This window comes from Actinokineospora spheciospongiae (assembly GCF_003182415.1).
Classification (GTDB): Bacteria; Actinomycetota; Actinomycetes; order Mycobacteriales; family Pseudonocardiaceae; genus Actinokineospora; species Actinokineospora spheciospongiae.
The window spans coordinates 26,537-49,088 of sequence record NZ_QHCP01000018.1 but is presented as its reverse complement, the minus strand read 5'-3'; the positions used below and the strand labels follow the sequence as shown (position 1 = coordinate 49,088).

The 22,552-nt window shown below is 73.0% G+C and carries 21 protein-coding genes, 1 pseudogene and 2 riboswitches; of the genes and pseudogenes, 9 read left to right on the top strand and 13 right to left on the bottom strand.

Going from position 1 to position 22,552, the window contains the following annotated elements; genetic code table 11:
* Positions 1 to 6: 6 nt before the first annotated feature.
* The 7 genes from DFQ13_RS31185 to DFQ13_RS31155 form a co-directional block, all read right to left on the bottom strand.
* Positions 7 to 321 carry a DMT family transporter gene (locus DFQ13_RS31185; protein WP_035281437.1) on the bottom strand — a complete coding sequence of 105 codons (315 nt, stop codon included), beginning with the start codon at positions 319 to 321 and terminating at the stop codon, positions 7 to 9.
* Positions 322 to 332: 11 nt separating this feature from the next.
* Positions 333 to 401: riboswitch (guanidine-III (ykkC-III) riboswitch) on the bottom strand.
* Positions 402 to 522: 121 nt separating this feature from the next.
* Entirely contained in the window at positions 523 to 1,395 is an 873-nt protein-coding gene (locus DFQ13_RS31180; RefSeq protein ID WP_110082400.1) for an aminoglycoside phosphotransferase family protein, read from the bottom strand.
* A 374-nt stretch (positions 1,396 to 1,769) separates the two neighbouring features.
* Complete coding sequence (locus tag DFQ13_RS31175) at positions 1,770 to 2,414, bottom strand: hypothetical protein (protein ID WP_110082399.1); 645 nt, start codon at positions 2,412 to 2,414, stop codon at positions 1,770 to 1,772.
* Between the two features lie 59 nt (positions 2,415 to 2,473).
* The gene (egtD, locus tag DFQ13_RS31170) at positions 2,474 to 3,445 is read right to left on the bottom strand and encodes an L-histidine N(alpha)-methyltransferase (protein WP_110082398.1); all 972 of its coding nucleotides are present in this window, start codon (positions 3,443 to 3,445) and stop codon (positions 2,474 to 2,476) included.
* A gap of 12 nt (positions 3,446 to 3,457) precedes the next feature.
* Complete coding sequence (egtC, locus tag DFQ13_RS31165) at positions 3,458 to 4,210, bottom strand: ergothioneine biosynthesis protein EgtC (RefSeq protein WP_110082397.1); 753 nt, start codon at positions 4,208 to 4,210, stop codon at positions 3,458 to 3,460.
* A gap of 3 nt (positions 4,211 to 4,213) precedes the next feature.
* Complete coding sequence (gene egtB / locus DFQ13_RS31160) at positions 4,214 to 5,545, bottom strand: ergothioneine biosynthesis protein EgtB (protein ID WP_110082396.1); 1,332 nt, start codon at positions 5,543 to 5,545, stop codon at positions 4,214 to 4,216.
* A gap of 4 nt (positions 5,546 to 5,549) precedes the next feature.
* A complete protein-coding gene (locus DFQ13_RS31155) occupies positions 5,550 to 6,770 on the bottom strand; it encodes a glutamate-cysteine ligase family protein (protein ID WP_233438668.1) in 1,221 nt (406 codons plus the stop codon).
* A 181-nt stretch (positions 6,771 to 6,951) separates the two neighbouring features.
* Between DFQ13_RS31155 and DFQ13_RS31150 the strand changes: the two genes are divergently transcribed.
* The 7 genes and pseudogenes from DFQ13_RS31150 to rnhA form a co-directional block, all read left to right on the top strand.
* Positions 6,952 to 7,545 (top strand): TetR/AcrR family transcriptional regulator, encoded by a 594-nt coding sequence (locus DFQ13_RS31150; RefSeq protein ID WP_035281372.1) that lies wholly within the window; start codon positions 6,952 to 6,954, stop codon positions 7,543 to 7,545.
* Positions 7,546 to 7,571: 26 nt separating this feature from the next.
* Positions 7,572 to 8,774: an MFS transporter gene (locus DFQ13_RS31145; RefSeq protein WP_110082395.1), complete on the top strand. Its 1,203-nt coding sequence runs from the start codon at positions 7,572 to 7,574 to the stop codon at positions 8,772 to 8,774.
* A 4-nt stretch (positions 8,775 to 8,778) separates the two neighbouring features.
* Entirely contained in the window at positions 8,779 to 9,333 is a 555-nt protein-coding gene (locus DFQ13_RS31140; protein WP_110082394.1) for a TIGR03086 family metal-binding protein, read from the top strand.
* Between the two features lie 199 nt (positions 9,334 to 9,532).
* Positions 9,533 to 10,861, top strand: a complete 1,329-nt coding sequence (locus DFQ13_RS31135; protein WP_052021005.1) for a hemolysin family protein — start codon at positions 9,533 to 9,535, stop codon at positions 10,859 to 10,861.
* A gap of 157 nt (positions 10,862 to 11,018) precedes the next feature.
* Entirely contained in the window at positions 11,019 to 12,068 is a 1,050-nt protein-coding gene (locus DFQ13_RS31130; protein ID WP_110082393.1) for a hemolysin family protein, read from the top strand.
* Between the two features lies 1 nt (position 12,069).
* Positions 12,070 to 12,933, top strand: a complete 864-nt coding sequence (locus tag DFQ13_RS31125) for a 3-methyladenine DNA glycosylase (RefSeq protein ID WP_110082392.1) — start codon at positions 12,070 to 12,072, stop codon at positions 12,931 to 12,933.
* Between the two features lie 52 nt (positions 12,934 to 12,985).
* Positions 12,986 to 13,447: pseudogene (gene rnhA, locus DFQ13_RS35415) on the top strand (ribonuclease HI); the annotation flags it as partial.
* A gap of 913 nt (positions 13,448 to 14,360) precedes the next feature.
* Here rnhA and DFQ13_RS31115 read toward each other — a convergent pair.
* Complete coding sequence (locus tag DFQ13_RS31115; RefSeq protein ID WP_035286410.1) at positions 14,361 to 15,188, bottom strand: aldo/keto reductase; 828 nt, start codon at positions 15,186 to 15,188, stop codon at positions 14,361 to 14,363.
* A gap of 230 nt (positions 15,189 to 15,418) precedes the next feature.
* Between DFQ13_RS31115 and DFQ13_RS31110 the strand changes: the two genes are divergently transcribed.
* Positions 15,419 to 15,616, top strand: a complete 198-nt coding sequence (locus DFQ13_RS31110; RefSeq protein WP_110082391.1) for a hypothetical protein — start codon at positions 15,419 to 15,421, stop codon at positions 15,614 to 15,616.
* Positions 15,617 to 15,788: 172 nt separating this feature from the next.
* Here the strand turns inward: DFQ13_RS31110 and gcvP are convergent, their stop codons facing one another.
* The gene (gene gcvP, locus DFQ13_RS31105) at positions 15,789 to 18,662 is read right to left on the bottom strand and encodes an aminomethyl-transferring glycine dehydrogenase (protein WP_110082390.1); all 2,874 of its coding nucleotides are present in this window, start codon (positions 18,660 to 18,662) and stop codon (positions 15,789 to 15,791) included.
* A gap of 178 nt (positions 18,663 to 18,840) precedes the next feature.
* Positions 18,841 to 18,941, bottom strand: a riboswitch (glycine riboswitch).
* 76 nt (positions 18,942 to 19,017) lie between these two features.
* Here gcvP and DFQ13_RS31100 point away from each other — a divergent pair.
* Positions 19,018 to 19,794 (top strand): GNAT family N-acetyltransferase, encoded by a 777-nt coding sequence (locus DFQ13_RS31100; protein ID WP_110082389.1) that lies wholly within the window; start codon positions 19,018 to 19,020, stop codon positions 19,792 to 19,794.
* 28 nt (positions 19,795 to 19,822) lie between these two features.
* Here the strand turns inward: DFQ13_RS31100 and DFQ13_RS31095 are convergent, their stop codons facing one another.
* The 4 genes from DFQ13_RS31095 to garA all read right to left on the bottom strand — a co-directional run bounded on the left by DFQ13_RS31095 (position 19,823) and on the right by garA (position 22,350).
* Positions 19,823 to 20,404: a MerR family transcriptional regulator gene (locus DFQ13_RS31095; protein ID WP_052021668.1), complete on the bottom strand. Its 582-nt coding sequence runs from the start codon at positions 20,402 to 20,404 to the stop codon at positions 19,823 to 19,825.
* 169 nt (positions 20,405 to 20,573) lie between these two features.
* Positions 20,574 to 21,047: a bifunctional nuclease family protein gene (locus tag DFQ13_RS31090; RefSeq protein ID WP_035286403.1), complete on the bottom strand. Its 474-nt coding sequence runs from the start codon at positions 21,045 to 21,047 to the stop codon at positions 20,574 to 20,576.
* Positions 21,048 to 21,200: 153 nt separating this feature from the next.
* A complete protein-coding gene (gene ftsR / locus DFQ13_RS31085) occupies positions 21,201 to 21,884 on the bottom strand; it encodes a transcriptional regulator FtsR (RefSeq protein WP_110082388.1) in 684 nt (227 codons plus the stop codon).
* Between the two features lie 10 nt (positions 21,885 to 21,894).
* Positions 21,895 to 22,350 carry a glycogen accumulation regulator GarA gene (garA, locus tag DFQ13_RS31080; RefSeq protein WP_110082387.1) on the bottom strand — a complete coding sequence of 152 codons (456 nt, stop codon included), beginning with the start codon at positions 22,348 to 22,350 and terminating at the stop codon, positions 21,895 to 21,897.
* Positions 22,351 to 22,552: the final 202 nt, after the last annotated feature.

The window sequence follows — 22,552 nt, the reverse complement described above, 5'->3', positions numbered from 1 at the left end:
CGGGGCTCAGTGCAGCACCTTCAACCCGATGACACAGCCCACGATCCCCACCAGCAGGAGGACCTTGGCCAGTGACACGGCCTCCGACCCCGACCACATCCCGTAGGCGACGGTGAGCGACGCCCCGATGCCCACCCACACCGCGTAGGCGGTCCCCACCGGCAACTCCCGCATGGCGAAGGCCAACCCGCCCATGCTCGCCACGATCGCCACCCCGAACACCAGCGAGGGCGTCAGCCGGGTGAACCCCTCGGACTTGCCCAACGCCGTGGCCCACACGGCTTCCAGGACACCGGACACAACTAGAACAAGCCAGGACACGATCCGCTCCCCGAGCGCCGTCTTGTCGCTGACCGGGTACGGCACCCACTCGTCCGGGGACCCCGTCGACGGGGTACCACCCCCATCGTGGCACACCGCGAACACCGGCAGCCCACCGCTTGACGAAGCTCACCGGATCGATCGACAACCGGCCCGGCTCCGCACCAACACCTGTCAGGACGGTGCCCCCGCCCGGGGCGGTCAGCGAGCCAGCGCGAGCAGTTCGTCCACCGCCCGCCCCGATCCGCCCCGGAGCAGCACGGAAACGGCGGTCGCCGCCGCGACCAGCCTGCACCAGGTGTACAGCCGGTCGACGTCGATCCGGGCGGCGGTGGAGAGCGCGTGCAGGCGGTACTCGATGCCGTCACTCCTGCCCGCCCCACCCAACACGTAGTCGACCGCGTCCCAGCACCGATCGCCGACGCACACCTTCGGGTCGATGGCCACCAGGCCGCGCGGACCACCGTCGAGCACGTTGCCCAGGTGCAGATCGCCGTGCAGCAGCGCCGAAGGCCACGGCGGGGCGAACAGGTCGTCCAGCCCGTCCAGCGCCCGCTCGAAGTCCTCCCGCCGCAACCCCGACGCGGCGAGCGCCGGTTCCCCGAGCCGGCCGATGCCGTGCCGCAGGAACTGCTCCGTCCGCAGGCGCACGTCATCCGGAACCCCATCCGGCGGCTCAACGGCGTGCAGGTCGAGCAGCAGCGCGGCGTACTCCTCCGGCGCGGGCTGCCGCCGCAGGTCCGCGACCTCGGTCCCCGGCCGCACGGCCTCCAGCAGCAACGCCCCCGGCGCCTCCGCCAACAGGACGGGCATCCGGCCACTGGGCTCGAACAGCCGCAACATCTCTGCTTGCGCCGCAAGGAAAGGCCCATCGGGACTGAGCTTGAGCACAGCGGCCCGACCGCCCACGGTGGCGCGGATCGCGACCGAGGAGGCCCCGCTGTCGAACGGCTCACCGACCTCCAGCCGCCACCGCCGCGCGCAGTCCGCCACCAGCGCGGGCAATGCGGCCACCCACTCGGCGGCACCGGGCCCGAACCGCCGCACCAACTTGGCGGTGATCGCGTCAGTCATGCCCGAACGCTATCCGGACCCACCGCACCCGTCCCGCGAATTCCGCCCACCCAGCCCCGCACGACGACCACCGCCCACCCCGAACCCCACCGGCGCAGCCGCCGACCACCCCGCCAACCGCCGGCCCGGCAACCCAACTGCCCGGGTGGGTGGATGTGTTTGGTCGGGGGTGGCGATCATGTGCAAGCCTGTCTGGGCGGTGGGCATCCCTTCAGCCCCACCCTGTCACGCTGGGCCACATGATCGCCGTAGGGGCCCCGACCAAACACATCCACCCAGCCGGGCACCAACGACAAAACCCTCGAAGCACACGGCCAAGCGCATCCAGCCAGGCGCCCCAGTGACAAAATCCCGGGCCTTCAAGCCAATATCCCCTACCCCCGAGGCAGGCAGGAGATGAGCGTGGCCAAGGACCTCAGCACCTCCAACACCTTCTGCGAGTTCGCACCCCCCAGGTAAGCGTTCTCCGCGTGCACCAGATCCCTCCCCACCAACGCCCACGTGCCCAACCGCGCCTCCCGCACCAACGACACCACCTGCGGCGTCAGCACGTACCCCGCCACCCGGGGATCAGTCGCCACCAACCGGTGCCGCCGGTTGAACTTGCGGTCGGCGGTGACGGGGTGTGGGTATTGGCCGGTGTCGAAGTAGACCTGGTCCCGGGAGGTGATGTGGAAGAAGGGCATGGGGGCGGGCAGGGTCAGCACCCACACCGTGTCGGTGGCGAAGCGGTCGTGTTCGTTGAGGGTGATGCCGAGGGCCTGCTTCTCCAGGACCGTGCTGCGGCGGAAGAACTCGAAGGCCGTGAACGGGATGCCGTGGAAGGCGCCGGCCACCGACCCGTACGCCAGGCGCATGTCGCCGCGCTGGGTGAAGGGGAGGACGGGCCAGCGGTCGAGGAGCCACGGGGCCCGGTCGGCGAACTGCCAGCCGTGGGCTCGGGCCAGTTCGGCCCTGGCGCGGTTGGTGGCGTTGATGCCGGGCATGCGCGACCACGCGCGCCTGCTGTCGAATTCCATGGATTCCCCCGTCCCCGGTGCCCAGGATAGGGGCACCGGGGACGGCGGGGCGGGAGGGGTCAGTCGGCTTGGGCGAGGGAGAGCGCGAAGCGGGCTTCGGGGTCGGTCCACCACTCGGCGAGGGCGAAACCGGCCGCGCCGAGTTCGGTGGCGACGCCTTCGCGGCGGAACTTGGCGGAGATCTCCGTGCGGACCTCCTCCCCCTCGGTGAACTCGACGGTCAGGTCCAGGGCCGGGATCGCCACCGACTGGGCGGTGCGGGCCCGCAGGCGCATCTCGATCCACTCGTCCTCGGCGTTCCACCGGGAGAGGTGGTCGAAGGCGGTCACGTCGAAGTCCGCGCCCAGTTCGCGGTTGAGCACGTGCAGGACGTTGCGGTTGAACTCCGCTGTGACGCCCTGGGCGTCGTCGTAGGCGGCCTCCAGGGTTTCGCGGTCCTTCACCAGGTCGGTGCCCAGCAGCAGCCACTCGCCCGGTTTGAGGGTGTCGCGCACGGCGGTCAGGAAGTGGGCGCGTTCGGCGGGCAGGAAGTTGCCGATGGTGCCGCCGAGGAACGCGACCAGGCGGGTGGGGTCGCCGGGGAGCAGTGACAGGTGTTCGGTGAAGTCGCCGACGACGCCGTGGACGGGGGTGTCGGGGTACTCGGTGGCCAGGTCGGCGGCGGCCTCGCGCAGGGCGGTCTCGGAGACGTCGAGGGTGACGATCTGGCCCAGGGAACCCCCGTCGCGCAGGGCGTCGAGGAGGAGGCGGGTCTTCTCCGAGGAGCCGGAGCCCAGTTCGACGAGGGTGTTGGCGCCGGTCACCCCGGCGATGTCGGCGGCGCGCTCGGCGAGGATGGCGCGCTCGGCCCTGGTCGGGTAGTACTCGGGCAGGCGGGTGATCTCCTCGAACAGTTCGCTGCCGCGCGCGTCGTAGAACCACTTGGGGGGCAGGGTCTTCGGGTTCGCGGTGAGGCCCGCGCGGGCGTCGGCGGCCAGGGAGCGGGCGGCGTGGTCCTCGGGGAGGTGGACGTCGAAGGACGGCTGTGGCATGGGTGGGTCTCCTTATCGGGTGCCCAGCGCGCTGACCCGCACGCGGGGGGTGGGACCGAGGTCGGCGAGGACGAGCTGCCGGTCGTCGACCGGGGTCCACCGGGGGTCGTCGTCCCACGGCTCGGAGGCCAGGACGACGTGGTCCGCGGTCGTGTGCACCGACAGCGAGTGCCACCAGGTGGTGGCGGCGAGCGTCGTGCCGTCGGTGAGCAGCAGGTTGAGGCGGGAGTCGGGGGCGCGGTCGGCGACCGCGAGCACCACCTCGGCGAGGGCGTCCCCCGGTGGGGCGCCCGCACGCAAGCGGTTGCGCACCAGGGCCCACAGCACGGCGCTGTCGGTCGGCGCGTCGAGGGTCATCAGGTCGGTGGTGGGCAGGGTGGCGGCGAGGTCGGCGACGCTGCCCGGCCAGCCGCGCACCACCCCGTTGTGGCTGAACAGCCAGCGCCCCTCGGCGAACGGCGCGCACGCGGTCTCCACGACCGGCATGCCCACCGTCGCCGAGCGGGCGGCGGCCAGGACCGCCCCGCTGCTGACCGAGGCGGCCAGCGCGGCGAACGAGGTGTCCGTCCACATCGGAACAGCCCGCCGGTAGCGCACCGGGTCACCGGACCCGGTGTACCAGCCGACGCCGAAGCCGTCGGCGTTCACCGCGCCCCCGCCGCGCATGTCGGCGGGGGCCCAGGTTTGCGTGAGCAGCCCGCGCGGGCCGCCCAGCAGGCTGGAAACGGGCACGGCGGGGCCCAGGTACCCCAGGTGGCGGCACATCGCTCAGCGGACCTCGTCCGGTCGCGCGTCGCGGGCGAGCCGGAACCCGGCGAAGATCTGCCGCCGGATGGGGTGGTCCCAGTTGCGGAACGTGCCGCGCACCGCCGAGGCGTCCGTGCCGAAGGAGCCGCCGCGCAGCATCTTGTAGTCCCCGCCGAAGAACACCTCGGAGTACTCCCGGTACGGGAACGCGGCGAAGCCCGGGTACGGCCGCAGGTCCGAGTCGCACCACTCCCACACGTCACCCATGAGCTGGCGCACCCCCAGCGCGGAGGCGCCCGCCGGGTACGAGCCGACCGGGGCCGGGCGCAGGTGGCGCTGCCCGAGGTTGGCGTGCTCGGGGCCGGGGTCCTCGTCGCCCCACGGCCACCGGCGGGAGCGGCCGGTGGCCGGGTCGAAGCGGGCCGCCTTCTCCCACTCCACCTCGGTCGGCAGCCGCTTGCCCGCCCAGTTCGCGTACGCCTGCGCCTCGTGGAAGCACACGTGCACCACCGGCTCGTCGAGCGGGACCTGTTCCACCACACCGAATCGGGTTCGGTGCCAGCCCGCCGGACCGCGCTCCCAGAAGCGCGGCGCCACCAGGTTCGCCTTCTGCCGGTGCACCCAGCCGACCTCGCTCCACCAGCGCGGGTCGTCGTAGCCGCCCGCGTCGATGAACGCCAGGTACTCGCCATTGCTCACCGGCACGGTGTCGATGAAGAACGCGTCGACGTGCGCGGCGTGCGCGGGCCGCTCGTTGTCCAGCGCCCACGGCTCGGTGGAGGTGCCCATGGTGAACTCCCCGCCGGGCACCAGGACCTCGCGCGCGGGCAGCGGTTCGGCCGCCCGGGGCGGGTCCTCCGCGTGCAGCACCGGGGTTCCGGTGCGCAACTGGTGGGTGGCGAGCATGGTCTCGTCGTGCTGCTGCTCGTGCTGCACGATCATGCCGAAGGCGAACCCGTCCTGGACCAGCTTGCGCCCCTCCAGCGGGGTGCGCTCCAGCACGTCGAACACCTTCTCCCGCACCTCGCGGACGTAGGTGCGGGCCTCGCGCGGCTTGAGCAGCGGCAGCGCGGGGCGGTCGGCGCGGGCGTGCTGGAACGCGTCGTAGAGCTCGTCGATGTCGCTGCGCACCGGGTCGCGGCCGCCGACGTCGCGGACGAGCCAGAGTTCTTCCTGGTTGCCGATGTGGGCCAGGTCCCACACCAGCGGGGACATCAGCCTGGAGTGCTGGCGGACGAGGTCGTCCTCGTCCACGGCGTCGGTCAGGGCCGTGCTGCGCGCACGCGAGCGGCGGAGCTGCTCGGCGACGCGCTCGCGGACCTGCTCGGCGGTCAGGTTCTCGGTGGTGGTCACGTCTCTACCTCCCGTTCGTGGCTGTGCGGTCGAGGAGCCCGCTCAGCCGGGCGACCACGTCCGCGTGGTCGGCCGGGCCCAGGTCGAGCCGGTCGAGCGCGGGCAGGCCCAGTTCCAGCACCCGGCGCGCGGCGGCGGCGGTCGGCCGGTCGGCGAGGCCGAGCCGGGCGGCGGGCAGCCACCGGTCGGCGGCGGGCGCGCAGGCGTCGACGACCGCGTCGACGGTGCCGGGGTCGGCCAGCAGCGCGGTGAGCAGCGCCGCGGGCGCGACCCAGTCCGCGCCGTCCTGGGCGTCGAGGTAGCGCACCTCGAGGTACCCGTGCGGGCGGACCGGCGGGAACAGGCTGGACAGGTGGTAGTCCAGGTCGTCCCGGGTGGGCGGTTCGGGCAGGGCGCCCGCGATCCAGTCGGCGAACGTGACGCCCGGTGGGGCGCCCCAGTCCGAGCCCGGTCTGCGGAGGAACAGCAGCTCGGTGTCCAGCACGTGCCGGGCCCAGTCCGCGGCCGGGTCGTCGCTGACCGGCAGGGGCAGTGACCGGCACGGGTCCACGCCGAGGACGGTGCGGGTGCGCGCCGAGTGCCACCCCGGGGCGGGCGAGTTGCCGAACAGGGCCACGCACACCGGGCCGAGCGAGCTGACCGCGGCGAACCGGGCGGCCACCGCGGACTGCTCACCGACGTCCACGCAGACCTGGAGGCCCGCGGTGGCGCACATCATCGTGAGCCCGTCCGGGCCGATCGGGTCGAAGGCCCGCTCCATGGCCGCGTACCTCGGGGTGTCCAGGACGCGGCGCGGTGACCGGTGCCGGTCCAGGCCCCGGGTGCCCAGGACCAGGCCGACGTCGGCGAGGAGGGAGGTGAGGTGGGAAGTGTCCGCGTTGACCGCTTCGAGCAGGAGCCCGAGGGAGGGTGCGGGGAGGGAGGAGATCTCCACTTGGCCGCCGGGCTCGATGGTGAGCGGTGAACCGGCCGGGAGGGGGAACTGGGGGCTGTCGGCGCGCAGCGTGCGCGGCGCGTGCGGGCCGAGGGCGGCGGCGAGGCGGTCGGGGTCGAGCCTGCGCCCGGGATCGTCGCGGTCGTGGACGGTCCACTCGAGCTCGACGCCGAGCAGTCTCGGCGGCCCGTGCTTGAAGCAGACCGAGGCGACGTAGGCCTCGGCCTCCACGCGGGCGCGCAGCCGACGGCGGTCCGGCTCCACGACACCCGCTTCCTGGGTGGTGGTCAAGAACGATCATCCCCTTTCACCGCACGGGTTCCGGTGCGGCCCCCCGGTCGGGGACCGGCGCGATCGACGCTACACGCGGGCACCGACAGCCGCAGTGGTCCGACTGGGCCGACCGGGTGGCCTCGATCGCAAAACGTACGTACGGATTGCTTGGGCCCGGGGGAAATGTCACGATCGTCGGGTGCCCCGGGTGAGCCAGGACCATCTCGACGCGCGCAGGCGCCAGATCCTCGACGGCGCGCGCTCGTGCTTCGCGCGCTTCGGCTACGAGGGCGCGACCGTGCGCAGGTTGGAGGAGGCTACCGGACTTTCCCGGGGGGCGATCTTCCACCACTTCCGGGACAAGGAGTCGCTGTTCCTCGCGCTGGCCGAGGACGACGTGCTGCGGATGACCGACGTCGTCGCCGAACAGGGTTTGGTGCAGGTGATGCGCGAGCTGATCGCGCCCCCCGGCAGCACCGCCGCGGGCGAACGCCCGGCGGACTGGCTGGGCACCCGGTTGGAGGTGTCGCGGCGGCTGCGCACCGACCCCGAGTTCCGCGCCCGCTGGGCCGAGCGCTCCTCCCAGCTCACCGTCGCCACCCGCGAGCGGCTGCTGCGCCAGCGCGAGGCGGGAAACCTGCGCGACGACGTCGACGTGTCGGTGCTGACGTCGTTCCTGGAGCTGGTGCTGGAGGGCCTGGTGTCGCACCTGGCCATGGGCCTGCCCGCGGACGACATGGACCCGGTTCTCGACGTGGTCGAGGAGACCGTCCGCCGCCACCGCGGCCTGTAGCGCCCCGGCAGGACCACCGCGTGGGGATGAGCCGGTACGTGCTCGCGGCGACGGCCGCCAGGGTGGCCGACGAGATGGTCGGCGTCGCGCTGGTGCTGCTGGCCCTGGCCCGGACCGGCGACCCGGTGCTGGCCGGGCTGATGGTCACCGCGTACGCGTTCCCCTCCGTCGCCTCCGGACCGGTGCTGGGCGCGCTGCTCGACCGGTCGCCTCGGCGCACCATCGTGCTGGCGGGCAACGGGGTCCTGCTGGCGGTGACCTGCCTGGGGATCACCGCGGCGCTGGGCCGGGCGCCGGACGCGCTGCCGCTCGGGTTAGCCGCGATCACCGGGGTGGCGCTGCCGCTGACCAGCGGCGGCTACTCCAGCCTGGTGCCGCTGCTGGTCCCCGCCGACGGGCTGGCCAGGGCGAACTCGTGGGACGCGGCGTCCTTCGGCGGCGCCGCCCTGCTCGGCCCCGCACTCGCGGGCACGATCGCGGCCACCCTCGGCCCGACCGAGGCGATGTACGGGGTCGCGGTGCTGGCCGCGGTCGGCGCGGCGGTGACGCTGGCGCTGCCCCGGGTCGCCCGCGCCGCCGAGGACCGGCCGCACCTGCTCCGCGCGGTCCGCGACGGCCTGGTCCACCTGGCCACCACCCCACCGCTGCGCGGGGCGACGCTGACCACCGCACTGGCTTCGGTGGCGGCGGGGGTGCTCAGCACCGCGTTCCCGCTGCGCGCCGCCGAGATCGGCGCGGGCGAGGCGGCGGGCGGGTACCTGTGGACGGCGCTGGAGGTCGGCTCGCTGCTGGCGGTGGCGCTGCTGGCCCGCAGGCTGCTCGCGGGCGACCGGCCCGAGCGCGTCGTCTTCGGCACCGCGGCCTGCTACGGCCTGGTCATGCTCGCCGTCCCGCTGGCGCCGAACCTGGTGGCCACGCTCGCGGTGGTCGCCCTCGCGGGCGTGGCGACCGGCGTCGGCCTCCCGGCGATCATGGCGACCCGGCAGCGGCACACCCCCGCCGGGCTGCTGGCCCAGGTGTCGGTCACCGGCGCCAGCGCCAAGATCGCCTGCTTCGCGGTGGGTGCGGCGGTGGGCGGCGGGCTGGTGCCCGCGACCGGCGCGGGCACGGCCATCGCGCTGGTCGCCGCCGGTCAGCTCGCGGCGGCGGGCGCGGGCGTCCTGGCCGCGCGGACCCGCGGGCAGGGGCCTGGGCGGAGTGGCGGGCGGAGTCGCGCTGCGCTGGACTGAGGGGGTGACCCACCTCGACACCGCCAGGGAGATCGCCGACCGCGCCGTCCACCAGGTGGTGGACTGGGACGCCCCGACGCCCTGCGCGGACTGGACGACCCGGGAACTGCTCAACCACCTGACCGCCGAACAGCTTTGGGTGCCGCACCTGCTGCGCGGCGAAACCGTCGACGACGTCGGCGACCGCTACGACGGCGACGTCTTGGGCGCCGACCCGGTCGCGACCTGGGAGCGGGCGAACGCGGGAGCGGCGCGGGCCTGGCGGGGCGTCCCGGACGACCGGACCGTGCACCTGTCCTCCGGCGACTCCCCCGCCGCCGAGTACCGCTGGCAGATGACCCTGGACCTGGCCGTGCACGGCTGGGACCTGGCCCGCGCGGCCGGTGTCGACCCCGGGGTCGACGACGGGCTGGCCGAGGCGCTGGTCGAGGAGTTCAGCGGGCAGGTCGAGCAGTGGCGGGGGCAGATCTTCGACACCGAGGTCGACGTTGCCGACGGCGCCCCGCCCGCCGATCACCTGGTCGCCCTGCTCGGCCGCGACCCGGGGTGGCGCCGATGAGCCCCCCGGGCGGGCCGCTGTGGTGAACGGATCTTCACAAATTGGCCGTAGACTGGGTGGGTTCAGAACAACCCGACACGAGGAGCACCTCTTCCGTGCGCAAGTCGTCCGCACGCGAGTCCGCATCACCCGGTCGCAGTAGCGGGCCGGGCGACGGGCCCGGCGACCATACCGACCCGGGAACCGAGCGGGGTGCTCGGTGATCGGCTTCCTGATCAGCGTCCTCGGCCTGCTGGCCGTCGTCGCCCTCACCCTCGGCACCGCGCTGTTCGTCGCCGCCGAGTTCTCCCTGACCACCCTCGAGCGCAGCCAGGTCGACTCCCACGTCGAGCAGGTCGGCGACCGGCGCGCGGTGGCCATCGCCAAGGCGCACCGGACGCTGTCGTTCCAGCTCTCCGGCGCCCAACTGGGCATCACCATCACCACCCTGGTCACCGGGTACGTCGCCGAACCCGCCATCGCCAACCTGATCGAACCGCCGCTGGCGTGGACCGGCCTGCCGGAGGGCGCGGTCGAGGCGGTCGCGATCGTCATCGCGCTGCTGGTGGCCACCGCGCTGTCGATGGTCTTCGGCGAGCTGGTGCCGAAGAACCTGGCCATCGCCAGGCCGCTGCCCACCGCGCGCGCCGTGGCCGGGATGCAGGCGGTGTTCTCCTCGGTGTTCCGCTGGCTGATCAACGGCCTGAACGGGTCGGCGAACTGGGTCGTGCGCAGGCTCGGCGTGGAGCCGCAGGAGGAGCTGCGCTCGGCCCGCTCGGCGCAGGAGCTGGGCGGCCTGGTCCGCTCCAGCGCCGCCTCCGGCACCATCGACACCGGCACGGCGACGCTGCTGAGCCGGTCGCTGCGCTTCGGCGACCGCACCGCCGATGAGCTGATGACCCCGCGCGTGCAGGTGCAGGCGCTGCGCGCGGACGCCACCGTGCTCGACCTGGTCGAGCTGGCCAGGGCGACCGGGCACTCCCGCTTCCCGGTGCACGGCGGCGACCTGGACGAGATCCGCGGCGTCGTGCACGTCAAGCAGGTGTTCAACGTGCCGTCCGCGGTGCGCGCGACCACCCGGGTGGCGTCGCTGGCCCGGCCGGTGCCGACCGTCCCGGAAACCCTCGACGGCGACGTGCTGCTGGAGCGGCTGCGCGGGTCGGGCCTGCAGGTGGCGGTGGTCGTCGACGAGTACGGCGGCACCGCGGGCCTGGTCACCCTGGAGGACCTGGTCGAGGAGATCATCGGCGACGTCCGCGACGAGCACGACCGCGGCGAGGTCAACCCGGTGCGCCCGCTGGGCCGGGAGAGCTGGATGGTCTCGGGCCTGCTGCGCGACGACGAGCTGGCCGACGCCACCGGGTTCCGGATGCCCGAGGGCGAGTACGAGACGGTCGCGGGCCTGGTGCTGAGCAGGCTGGGCCGCATCCCCGAGGTCAACGACGAGATCCGGCTGGACGGCTGGCGGATCACGGTCATGCGGATGGACCGGCACCGGATCGCCGAGCTGCGCGTGGCCCGGCTCCCCCGCCAGGGGGTGACCGCGTGACCGCCGCGCCCCTCCCCGACCGCGCACCGCGACCGGGTGGAGGCCCGCGCATGAGCGACTTCCCCGCCCTGTCCGTCCTGTTGGGCAACGCGTTCTTCGTCGGCTGTGTCACAGCCGCCATCATCACCGCGCGCCTCGACCGGGTGGAGGCCCAGGCATGAGCGACTTCCTCGCCCTCTTCGCCACCCTCGTGTTGCTGCTGGGCAACGCGTTCTTCGTCGGTGCCGAATTCGCCATCATCACCGCGCGCCGCGACCGGCTGGAAGCGCTGGCCCGCGAGGGCGCCACCCGCGCCGGGGTCGCCGTCGAGGCCAGCCGGGAGCTGCCGCTGCTCATCGCCGGGGCGCAACTGGGCATCACCGTGTGCTCGCTGGGGTTGGGCGCGCTCGCCGAGCCGACCATCGCCAGCCTGCTGGAGGGCCCGTTCGGCGCCCTCGGGCTGCCGGAGGCGGTGGTGCACGGGGTGTCGTTCGCGATCGCCCTGGGCGTGGTGGTCACCCTGCACACCGTGCTCGGCGAGATGGTGCCGAAGAACCTGGCCATCGCCGGACCGGAGCGGGCGGCGATGGCCCTGGTGCCGGTCCACTTCGCCTTCTGCAAGCTGGTCCGCCCGCTGCTGTCGCTGTTCACCAAGGCGTCCACGGCGGTGCTGCGGCTGTTCAAGGTGGTTCCCAGGGACGAGCTGGAGAACGCCTACACCTCCGACGAACTGGCCACCCTCATCGCCGAGTCGCGCGCCGAGGGCCTGCTCGACGACTCCGAGCACCGCAGGCTGACCAACACCCTGAACTCGGCCGAGCGCACGGTGGCCGAGGTGCTGGTGCCGATGGACGAGATCAAGACGGTCCCGCACCCGCCCACCGTCGGCGAGGTGGAGGCGGCGGTGGCCGAGACCGGTTTCTCCCGGTTCCCGGTGCGGATGCCCGACGGCACGCTCAACGGCTACGTGCACGTCAAGGACCTGCTGGACCTGGTCGACGCCGCCCCGGACACCCGCCTGCCCTGGGCCCGGGTCCGCGGCCTGCCCGAGCTGCCCACCGACTCCCACCTCGACGAGGCGCTGGCCGCCCTGCGCCGGGCGCAGAGCCACCTGGCGAAGGCCGTGTCGGCGGACCGTACGGTGCTCGGTGTCGTGGCACTGGAGGACCTGCTCGAGGAGTACGTGGGTGTCGTACGGGACGGGACGCACATCAGCAACGGCACCTGAGGTGCCCGAGGTGCTGGCGGAAGCCGACTGGCTGGAGCACAGGGCGGCGCACGAGCGGCGGGTCCGGCGGTGGACCGAACCGCACGTGCGCCGCCGCGCGCTCGGCGAGAAGCACCCGGTGCTGGATTTTCTCTTCACCTACTACTCGCACCGGCCCGCCCACCTGGAGCGCTGGCACCCGGGCGTCGGCGTCGCGTTGGCCGGGCCACGCGCCGAGGAGTACCTGCGGTGGAAGGCCTACCGGCGCACACCGCAGGGGGTCGCGGTCAGCACCGAACTGCCGGAGTCGCGGGTGCGCACCGCCGAGTTCGTCCGCGGCCTGCTGCGGGCCACGGCGTCCCGACCGCCCCGGTTGGCCTGCTTCGGCCTGCACGAGTGGGCCATGGTCTACCGCCAGCCCGAGGAGCAGGTTCGGCACGTGGGCTGGCCGCTGCGGCTGGGCCCACAGGGCACGGACGCGGTGGTGGAGTCCCAGAAGGTCGTCTGCGGGCACTACGACGCCTTCCGGTTCTTCACCGAGCCGGCCCGGCCGCTGAACACCCTGTCGCCGTCGCGGGAGGGCCAACTGGCGATGGAGCAGCCCGGTTGCCTGCACGCGACCATGGATTTGTTCAAGTGGGCCTACAAGTTGGACCCGTACACGCCGTCGGAACTGGTGGCGGACTGCTTCGAACTGGCGCTGGAGGTGCGGGCGCTGGACATGCGGGCCAGCCCGTACGACCTGTCCGAGCTGGGCTACTCCCCCGTGCGCATCGAGACCGCCGAGGGCCGCAAGGACTACGCCGCCCTCCAGGCCGGCTTCGCCCGCCGCGCGGCGCCGCTGCGCACCCGCCTCATCGAGGTCTGCGACAGGCTGCTCGGCTGAGCCTGTGGATGGATTTCCCCCGGGCGTCCCGGGCTGCCGGTACGGTGCCGGTGTGGTTGAGAGCAACGTGGAGATCTACACCGACGGCGCGTGCATCCCGAACCCCGGACCGGGCGGGTGGGGCGCCGTGCTGCGCTTCGGCGGGCACGAACGGGAACTGTGCGGGGGCGAGGCGACGACGACCACCAACAACCGGATGGAGCTGACCGCGCCGATCCGGGCGCTGGAGAGCCTGACCCGGAAGGTCCCGGTGGCCATCTACACCGACAGCACCTACGTGCGGAACGGGATCACGCAGTGGGTGGCGGGGTGGCGCAAGCGCGGGTGGATGACCTCGACCAACACACCGGTGAAGAACGTCGACCTGTGGCAGCGGCTGGACGAACTGGTGGGCGAGCACGAGGTCGAGTGGCACTGGGTGAAGGGGCACAGTGGACACCCGGAGAACGAGCGCGCGGACCGGTTGGCGCTCAAGGGGTTGCAGGGTGCCATGCGGGCGGCTGGGCTGCCGGTGGCGGAGGAGCGGCCTGCCGCTGTGGAGCGGAAGAAGCGGGAGCCCGGGCCGATCGGGGAGGGGGCCTGTCGGGCGGTGACGAAGAAGGGGACGCCGTGCCCGGTCACGCCTCGGCCTTCCGGGTTGTGCCACGTGCATGATCCGGCGGTCCAGTGTGGAGTGACCAAGCGGAATGGGGAGCCGTGTGCGATCGCCACCGGGGGCGGGAGGTGTGATTACCACCGTTGAGTCGTGGGGATTCGCGCTGGGGCCGCTTTTGAGCGTCCATCGGGCCTCGGAGTCCCGGGGTTTGGTGGTGCCCTGTTTAGAGCCCGGTCGTTTGGTGGGTGTGCCCTGTTTAAAGCCCGGTTGTTGGTTGGTGGTGCCCGGCTGGGTGGATGTGTTTGGCCGGGGCCCCTATGGCGATCATGTGCTCCAGTGCGTCAGGTGGGGCTGAAAAGATGCCCCACCGCCCAGGCAGGCTGTCACATGATCGCCACCCCCGGCCAAACACATCCACCCACCCGGGCCTCTGCGTAGCCGGGGCGGCGGTTCTCGGGGTGGTCGGCCTGCGTTCGGACCTCCACCCACCTGGGCAGTCGGTCACCGGGCTGGTGGTTCTCGGGGTGGTCGGCTGACCAAGCAGCACATCCACCCACCCGGGCGGTTGGCTCGCCGGGCTGGTGGTTTTCGGGGTGGTCGGCTGACCAAACACGTCCACCCACACGGGCATTTGCTTGGCCGGGCCGCCGGTTTTCGGGATGGTCGGCTGGCCAGACACCTCCACCCACCCGGCCTCTGCTTGGCCGGGCTGACGGTTTCGGGGGTGGCTGGTAGCTGCGCCCGGTGGGGTTTCGGGTGGCTGGTGGCCGGGCGGCGGTTGAGCGCGCCGCGCCGGGCAGGCTGGTGGCCTGCCCGGCGCGGTGGGATTTGGTCAGCCCTCGAAGGTGTCCGGGTTGGGGCCGGTGCGGGTGCCGTTGTCCAGGGCCGCCAGGGTCTTGCGGTCGTCGTCGTCGAGGGTGAAGTCGAAGACGTCGATGTTGGCTTGGATTCGGGCGGGGGTGACCGACTTGGGGATGACGATGTTGCCCAGGTCGAGGTGCCAGCGCAGGATCACCTGGGCGGTGGACTTGCCGTGCTTCTCGCCGATCGCGGCGATGGTCTTGTCCTTGAGGAGCTGGCCGGAGGCCAAGGGGCTCCAGGCCTCGGTGGCGATGCCGTGCTTCTCGTGGAAGGCGCGCAGTTCGGCCTGCTGGAGGTTGGGGTGCAGTTCGATCTGGTTGACCGAGGGGACCACGTCCGTCTCGGCGAGCAGGCGCTCCAGGTGTGGGACGTGGAAGTTGGAGACGCCGATGGAGCGGACCCGGCCGTCGGCGCGCAGCTTCTCGAAGGCCTTGAAGGTGTCGACGTACTTGTCCTGCCGGGGGGCGGCCCAGTGGATCAGGTACAGGTCGAGGTAGTCCAGGCCGAGCTTGGCCATGCTCTCGTCGAAGGCGCGGAGGGTGGAGTCGTAGCCCTGTTCGGAGTTCCACAGCTTGGTGGTGACGTGCAGGTCCTCGCGGGGGATGCCCGAGGCGGCGATGGCGGCGCCGGTGCCCTCCTCGTTGCCGTAGATCGCCGCGGTGTCGATGCCGCGGTAGCCGGCCTCCAGGGCAGTGGTCACCGCGGCGGTCACCTCGTCCTTGGGGACCTGCCACACGCCGTAGCCGAGCTGCGGGATGGTGGTGCCGTCGTTGAGCGTGACGTTGGGGACTGTGGACATCGAGTGTGCAACCTCCGGATCGCGTTGGTCTCTGCGGGTTGCCAACGACGGCCCGCGACCGAAACTTCCCCGTGGGCTTCCCCTTGTGAGATGTCCCCCGATAGGGTGGTGGCATGACTGCCGGGTCGGCCTCGCGCCGCACACAGAACGGTCGCCCGGCACTGACGTGATCCGGGGCCCTCCCCCCGCGTTGAAAGTCCTGAGTGGACTCGCGCGGGAGAGGAGGTGAGATGCGCATGTTCCCCCAGGTCGACGAGACCTTCACCGGCACGGTTGTGGACGTGGCGCCGTTCGGTTCGTTCGTCGAGCACCCGGACGGCACCCACGGCCTGCTGTACGGCGAGACCGTCGAGGTCGGCACGACCCTCGACGTCCGGGTCCTGCACTCGGACCCCGTCAAGCAGCGCTACAGCCTGGCCAGGGCGTAGCAGCAACCAGCACCGAGCAGCACTGAGCAGCACTGACCGCGCGCACCGCCTGATCAACCGGTGCGCGCGCTGAGGGCGGCCCGCGGCAGGCGCCGCCGCGGGTCGGTTCCACACGAGAACTCCGGGGGTCGGCTCGGGTCCGCGGTGCGCACCGCGGACCCGAGCCGCGTCCTCAGCCGCTGAACGCCTCGATCGGCGGGCAGGAGCAGACCAGGTTGCGGTCGCCCTTGGCGCCGTCGATGCGGCGGACGGGGGGCCAGACCTTGGGGGCGGCCGTGCCCGCGGGGAAGACCGCTTCCTCGCGGCTGTACGGGTGGTCCCACTTGCCGGTGACCGACGCCGCCGTGTGCGGGGCGTTGACCAGCGGGTTGTCGTCGCGGGGCCAGTCGCCCGCCGCGACCTGGTCGATCTCGCGGCGGATGGCGATCATGGCGTCGCAGAAGCGGTCGATCTCGGCGAGGTCCTCGCTCTCCGTCGGCTCGACCATGAGGGTGCCCGCGACCGGGAACGACATCGTGGGGGCGTGCAGGCCGTAGTCGGCGAGGCGCTTGGCGACGTCGTCGACCGTGATGCCCGTGGCCTTGGTGATGGGGCGCAGGTCGAGGATGCACTCGTGGGCGACGTGGCCGCCCTCGCCGGTGTAGAGGACCGGGTAGTGCTCGTCGAGGACCCTGGCGACGTAGTTGGCCGCGGCGACCGCGGTCAGGGTGGCGCGGCGCAGGCCGTCGGCGCCCATCATGCGGACGTAGGCCCAGGAGATCGGCAGGATCGACGCCGAACCCCAGGGGGCGGCGCTGATCGGGCCGACACCGGTCTCCGGGCCCGCGGTGGGCTGGAGGGGGTGGTTGGGCAGGAACGGCGCCAGGTGCTCCCGGACGCCGATCGGGCCGACGCCGGGGCCGCCGCCGCCGTGCGGGATGCAGAAGGTCTTGTGCAGGTTCAGGTGCGACACGTCGGAGCCGAACTTGCCGTAGCGGGCGAGGCCGATCAGCGCGTTGAGGTTGGCGCCGTCGACGTAGACCTGGCCGCCCGCGTCGTGCACCAGCCCGCACACCTCGCGGACGGTGTCCTCGTACACCCCGTGCGTGGACGGGTAGGTGATCATGATGGCGGCGAGGTCCGCCTTGTGCTCCTCGACCATCAGCCGCAAGTGGTCCAGGTCGACGTTGCCGGAGTCGTCGCACTTGACCACGGCGACGCGCATCCCGGCCATGACCGCGCTGGCGGCGTTGGTGCCGTGCGCGCTCGACGGGATCAGGCAGACGTCGCGCTCCCCGTGGCCCTGGGAGCGGTGGTAGGCGCGGATGGCCAGCAGGCCCGCGAACTCGCCCTGGCTGCCCGCGTTCGGCTGCAGGCTCACCGCGTCGTAGCCGGTCAGCTCGGCCAGCCAGCGCTCCAGGTCCGCCACCACCCGCAGGATGCCCTCGGCTTGGTCGGCGGGGGCGAACGGGTGCAGGTCGGCGAAGGCGGGCCAGGTGATCGGCTCCATCTCCGCGGTGGCGTTGAGCTTCATCGTGCACGACCCCAGCGGGATCATGCTCCGGTCCAGCGCCACGTCCTTGTCCGACAGCGCGCGCAGGTAGCGCAGCAGGGCGGTCTCGGAGCGGTGCGCGGAGAACACCGGGTGCGTCAGGTACGCCGACTCGCGCAGCAGCGCGGCGGGCAGCGCGTCGGCGGTCCGCAGGTCCAGGGCGTCCACGTCGCCGGACACGCCGAAGGCCCGCCAAACCAGCTCCAAGTGGGCGCGGGTGGTGGTCTCGTCGGTGGTGACGCCCACGTGGTCGGCGTCGGTCAGCCGCAGGTTGACGCCCAGGTCGCGGGCGGCGACCACCACGTCGGCGGCGCGGCCGGGGACCCGCAGGGTCACGGTGTCGAAGAACCCGTCGGCCACGACCTCGACGCCGCCCGCGCGCAGGCCCTCGGCCAGGACGGCGGCCATCCGGTGGGTGCGGGTGGCGATCGCGCGCAGCCCGTCGGGGCCGTGGTAGACCGCGTACATCGAGGCGACCACGGCGAGCAGCACCTGCGCGGTGCAGATGTTGGAGGTGGCCTTCTCCCGGCGGATGTGCTGCTCGCGGGTCTGCAACGCCAGCCGGTAGGCCAGCGCGCCGTCGGCGTCGGTGCTCACCCCGACCAACCGCCCGGGCAACTGGCGCTCCAGGCCCTTGGCGACGGCCATGTACCCGGCGTGCGGGCCGCCGAAGCCCATCGGCACGCCGAAGCGCTGGGTGGTGCCCACGACGACGTCCGCGCCGATCTCCCCCGGCGGGCGCAGCAGGGTCAGCGCCAGCAGGTCGGCGGCGACGGCGACCTTGGCGCCGCGCTCGTGCGCCTCGGCGATCAGCGCGGCGTGGTCGCGGACGGCGCCGGACGCGCCCGGGTAGGACAGCAGGACGCCGTAGAACTCGCCCTCGGGCAGCCCGTCGGCCAGGTCGGCGACGACCAGGTCGATGCCCAGCGGCTCGGCCCTGGTCTCGATCACCGCGATGGTCTGCGGGTAGGTGTCGGCGTCGACGACGAACCGGGGGGACTTCGACCGGCCGCCGCGGCGCAGCAGGGTCATCGCCTCGGCCGCGGCGGTCGACTCGTCGAGCATCGAGGCGTTCGCGGTGGGCAGCCCGGCCAGGTCGGCGACCATGGTCTGGAAGTTCAGCAGCGCTTCCAACCTGCCCTGGGAGATCTCCGGCTGGTACGGGGTGTAGGCGGTGTACCAGGCGGGGCTCTCCAGCACGTTGCGCCGGATCACCGGCGGGGTCTGGGTGCCGTGGTAGCCCAGGCCGATCATCTGGGTCAGCGTGGTGTTGCGGGCGGCGAGCGCGCGCAGCTCGGCCAGCGCCCCGTGCTCGGTGGCGGGCTCGGGCAGCGACAGGGTCAGGTCGCCCTCGCGGATCGACTCGGGGACCGCGCGGTGCGCCAGCTCCTCCAGCGACCCGACGCCGATGACGTCGAGGATGCGGGCCAGTTCCGCCGGGCGCGGCCCGACGTGCCGGTCGGCGAACGGGGTCCCGTGCTCCAGGGCGGCGAGGGGGATGCGGTCACTGGTCATGCGGGGCTACCTCCGGGTTTCGGGGTCGGGCCGGGGCGGGCTGCGCTGCCCTGGGCCCTCCCCCTCTGTCCGTGCCCGATCACCCGGGCGCCTGAGAGCTTCGTCCGGCCAGTGGGCGGACTTGCACCTTCGGCGGGGTCACCCGGCGATGCCCGGGCGACCCGCTTTCCAGAGGCGCCTCACCCACGCGGTCCGTTTGCCTGAGAGGTTCCGGGGAGGATTTGCTCCTTCGGCGCCGGTGCGGCCGGTGGGCCGTCCGGACTCTCCCGCGCGGGTTCGTCGACGTCCCGACGAGTCTAACCCGCGGACGCGCCGAAACCTCGCGTCGCCGCCCGGGACGTGGTCGGATGCGGGGATGGACACATCCGCCGCCCTCGCCGCCCTGGACCACGACCTGCGCCGCGACCTGCCCGCCCTGGACGACCACGCGGTGGTCGAGCGCACCCCGCACGTCACCCGGCACGTGGACGAGCGCCCCCGCGGCTGGTCCGGGGTGGTGTGGTCCGACCTGGACGCCACGACGGCGGACGCGGTGGTCGCCGAGGAGGTCGCCCGGTTCCGGGTGCTGCCGGGCGACTGCGAGTGGAAGCACTACCACCACGACCGGTTCCGGACGCTGCCGGTGCACCTGGTGGCGGCCGGGCTGCGGCCGGGGCAGGTGGAGGCGGTGATGGTGGCGGAGGCCGCGGCCGTGCCCGGGGTGGCCCCGCCCGCCGGGGTGTCGCTGGTGCCGGTGCGCGACGCGGCGGGGGTCGAGGCGGTGGTGCGGGTGCACGAGGCGGCGTTCGGGGCGCCGTTCGGGTGGCTCGGGGAGCGGCTGCTGGAGCAGTTGGTGGAGTCACCGTCCCGGCTGGACGTGCTCCTCGCCGTGGCCGACGGGGTGCCGGTGAGCGCCGCGCGGACCGAGTACTACCCGGGGACGGCGTTCGCGGGCCTGTGGGGCGGCGGGACGTTGCCCGGGTGGCGCCGCCGCGGGGTCTACCGGGCGCTGGTGTCGCACCGGGCGGAGCTGGCGCGGGCGCGGGGGGTGCGGTACCTGCACGTGGACGCGCTGCCGACGAGCAGGCCGATCCTGGAGCGGTTGGGCTTCGTGGAGCTGACCTCGACCACGCCGTACACGCTGCCGGAGTGACGGCCCGCCCTCGACGGGCGTGCGGGTCTCAGCCCGCGTTGCGGGCGTTGCGGCGGCGGGTCAGCTCGTCCTGGTTGGGCTGGTCCAACTCCAGGCCGTCGGCGCGCTCGGCCGGGAACTCGTGGATCGTGCCGCTGATCTCGCGGATCGCCCCCGAGACGGCGATGCCGAACACGCCCTGCCCGCCCTGGAGCAGGTCGACGACCTCTTCCGGCGAGGTGCACTCGTACACCGTCGTGCCGTCGCTGAACAGGGTGATTCTGGCCAGATCCCGGACTCCCCGCTTGCGCAGGTGCTCCACAGCCACTCGGATGTTCTGCAACGAGACACCGGTGTCCAGGAGGCGCTTGACCACTTTGAGGACCAGGACGTCCTTGAACGAGTACAACCGCTGCGAACCGGACCCGGCGGCGCTGCGGACGGTGGGGACCACCAGCCCGGTCCGGGCCCAGTAGTCGAGCTGCCGGTAGGTGATGCCCGCGATCTGGCACGCGGCGGGACCGCGGTAGCCGACCAGCTCGTCCGGCAGCGAGGCGTCCGGGAACAGCTCACCCTGTTCCCCGGAGTCCGTACCCTGCTCGAACACGCCTGCCTCCCCTCGTCCGGCCATCGGCGGCCGGCGAACGAGACCGCCCGTTCCGCTGTGGGGAACCGTCGGCCGAGCACGTCGGCGGTGGGGGGCGCACGGTCGAGCCCCACCCACCGGAGACGACGCTCAGTTCCTGACGGTAAATCGGGCGCGCGGGGAGGTCAACGCGACGCGCGGGGCGCGGCGCGACTCAGGTGTCGGCGCCGCGGAAGTCCTCGGGCGAGACCGAGTCGAGGAACTCGCGGAACTTCTCCACCTCGTCCTCCTGCTCGTCCGGGATGATCAGCCCGGCCTCCTGCAGGACGGAGTCCTCCGCGTGGATGGGCACCCCCACCCGCAGGGCGAGGGCCACCGAGTCGCTGGGGCGGGCCGAGACCCGGATGTCGCCGTCGAAGACCAGCTCCGCGAAGAAGGTGCCCTCCTTCAGGTCGGTGATCCGGACCTGCTCCAGCTCGCGCCCGAGCGCCCCGATCACGTCCTTGAGCAGGTCGTGGGTCAGCGGCCGGGCAGGTCGCACCCCCTGCTGCTCCAGGGCGATCGCGGTGGCCTCGACCGACCCGATCCAGATCGGGAGGTACCGCTCCCCCTCGGCCTCGCGCAGCAACAGGATGGGCTGGTTCTGGGGCAACTCCACCCGGACGCCCACGACGCGCATCTCGCTCATCGGGCTCGCCTCCCTCCGCTCGATGGGGCATCGGCGTCCCGTATCCCTTGAGGATCGCCGATCCCCGGCCTCGACGCTACCCGCCATCCGGACCCTGTGCGCAACCATTCCACTTCTGATCTGGTCACACCGGGAAGGGCCGGGGCGGTGAACTCAGGTCCCGGTCAGCCTGCGCAGACCCGCGCGGACCAGCAGGGCGTGCAGGTCGACCGACAGGTCGGCCAGGTCGCGGGCCACCTCGTCGGCCCGACCGCGGGCCGCCGGGTCGCGCTGCCGGTACAGCGGGGCGACCACCTGCTCGACCAGCCCCACCTCGCGCTCGGCCGCGGCGCGGAAGGCGCGCAGGTGCCTGGGCTCGATGCCGTAGGCCGCGAGCGAGGCCGCCGTGCGGGCGATGGAGACCGCGCCGCCGTCGTAGTGGCCGTCGCGGTCAGCGGTCAGCAGGCCGTACTCCTCCAGGGCGCTGAGCAGGTCGTCGCCGACCCCGGCCCTGGCCAGCACCTCGGCGCGCGGCAACCGGGCGCCCTCCGGCAGCGGGTCCACCGGCTCGGGTTCGGCCGCCCGCACGGGCGGGCGGCCGTTGTCGAGCTGCTCGCGGATGACCCGCAGCGGTAAGTACTGGTCGCGCTGGGCGGCGAGCACGAAGCGCAGCCTGGCCACATCAGCCTCGGTGAACCGCCGGTACCCCGATGGCGTGCGCTCCGGGCTGACCAGCCCCTCCGATTCCAGGAACCGGATCTTGGAGATGGTCACGTCCGGGAACTCGGGGCGCAGGCGCTCGAGCACCGCGCCGATGCTCGCCCCGTCCCGTTCCGGCCGCGCCGCCGCGCCCGCCACTCGGCGACCCCTAGGCTCCCGCGCCCGGACCGGTGAGGAACACCAGGCGGAACTTGCCGATCTGCACCTCGTCGCCACCGGCCAGCACGGCCTGGTCGACGGGCTCGCGGTTGACGTAGGTGCCGTTGAGGCTGCCCACGTCGATCACCACGAACTCGCCGCCCTCGCGGCGGAACTCCGCGTGCCGCCGGGAGACGGTGACGTCGTCGAGGAAGATGTCGCTGTCGGGGTGCCGTCCCGCGCTGGTGGTGTCGCGGTCGAGCAGGAAGCGCGAGCCCGCGTTCGGGCCGCGCTTGACCACCAGCAGGGCGGACCCGGCGGGCAGGGCGTCCACGCCCGCGACGGCGGGCTCGGGGGCGGGGGCCTCGGTGCGGGCCTCGGGGTCGGCGAGGAAGTCGGCCCGGAAGACCGAAGTCCGTTCCGGAGACTGCTCCGGCGGGACGCCGGGCCCGTCGTTCGTGCTCACCTGAGCTCTCCTCCTGCTGGTACTTCGCTGAACAGTGCCAACGTACCGTGCGCGATCAACCGGCCGGACGGTGGTCCCCCGCTGCCGGGGGAAAGGGTGAAGATCGTCTCACGCCCGCGGCGCCGCGGGCGGCACCGGACGCGGCGCGGCGCCGGACCGGGTTCCGGGAAACCGGCCCCTGATCAGGGCGGTCCCGGGCCTG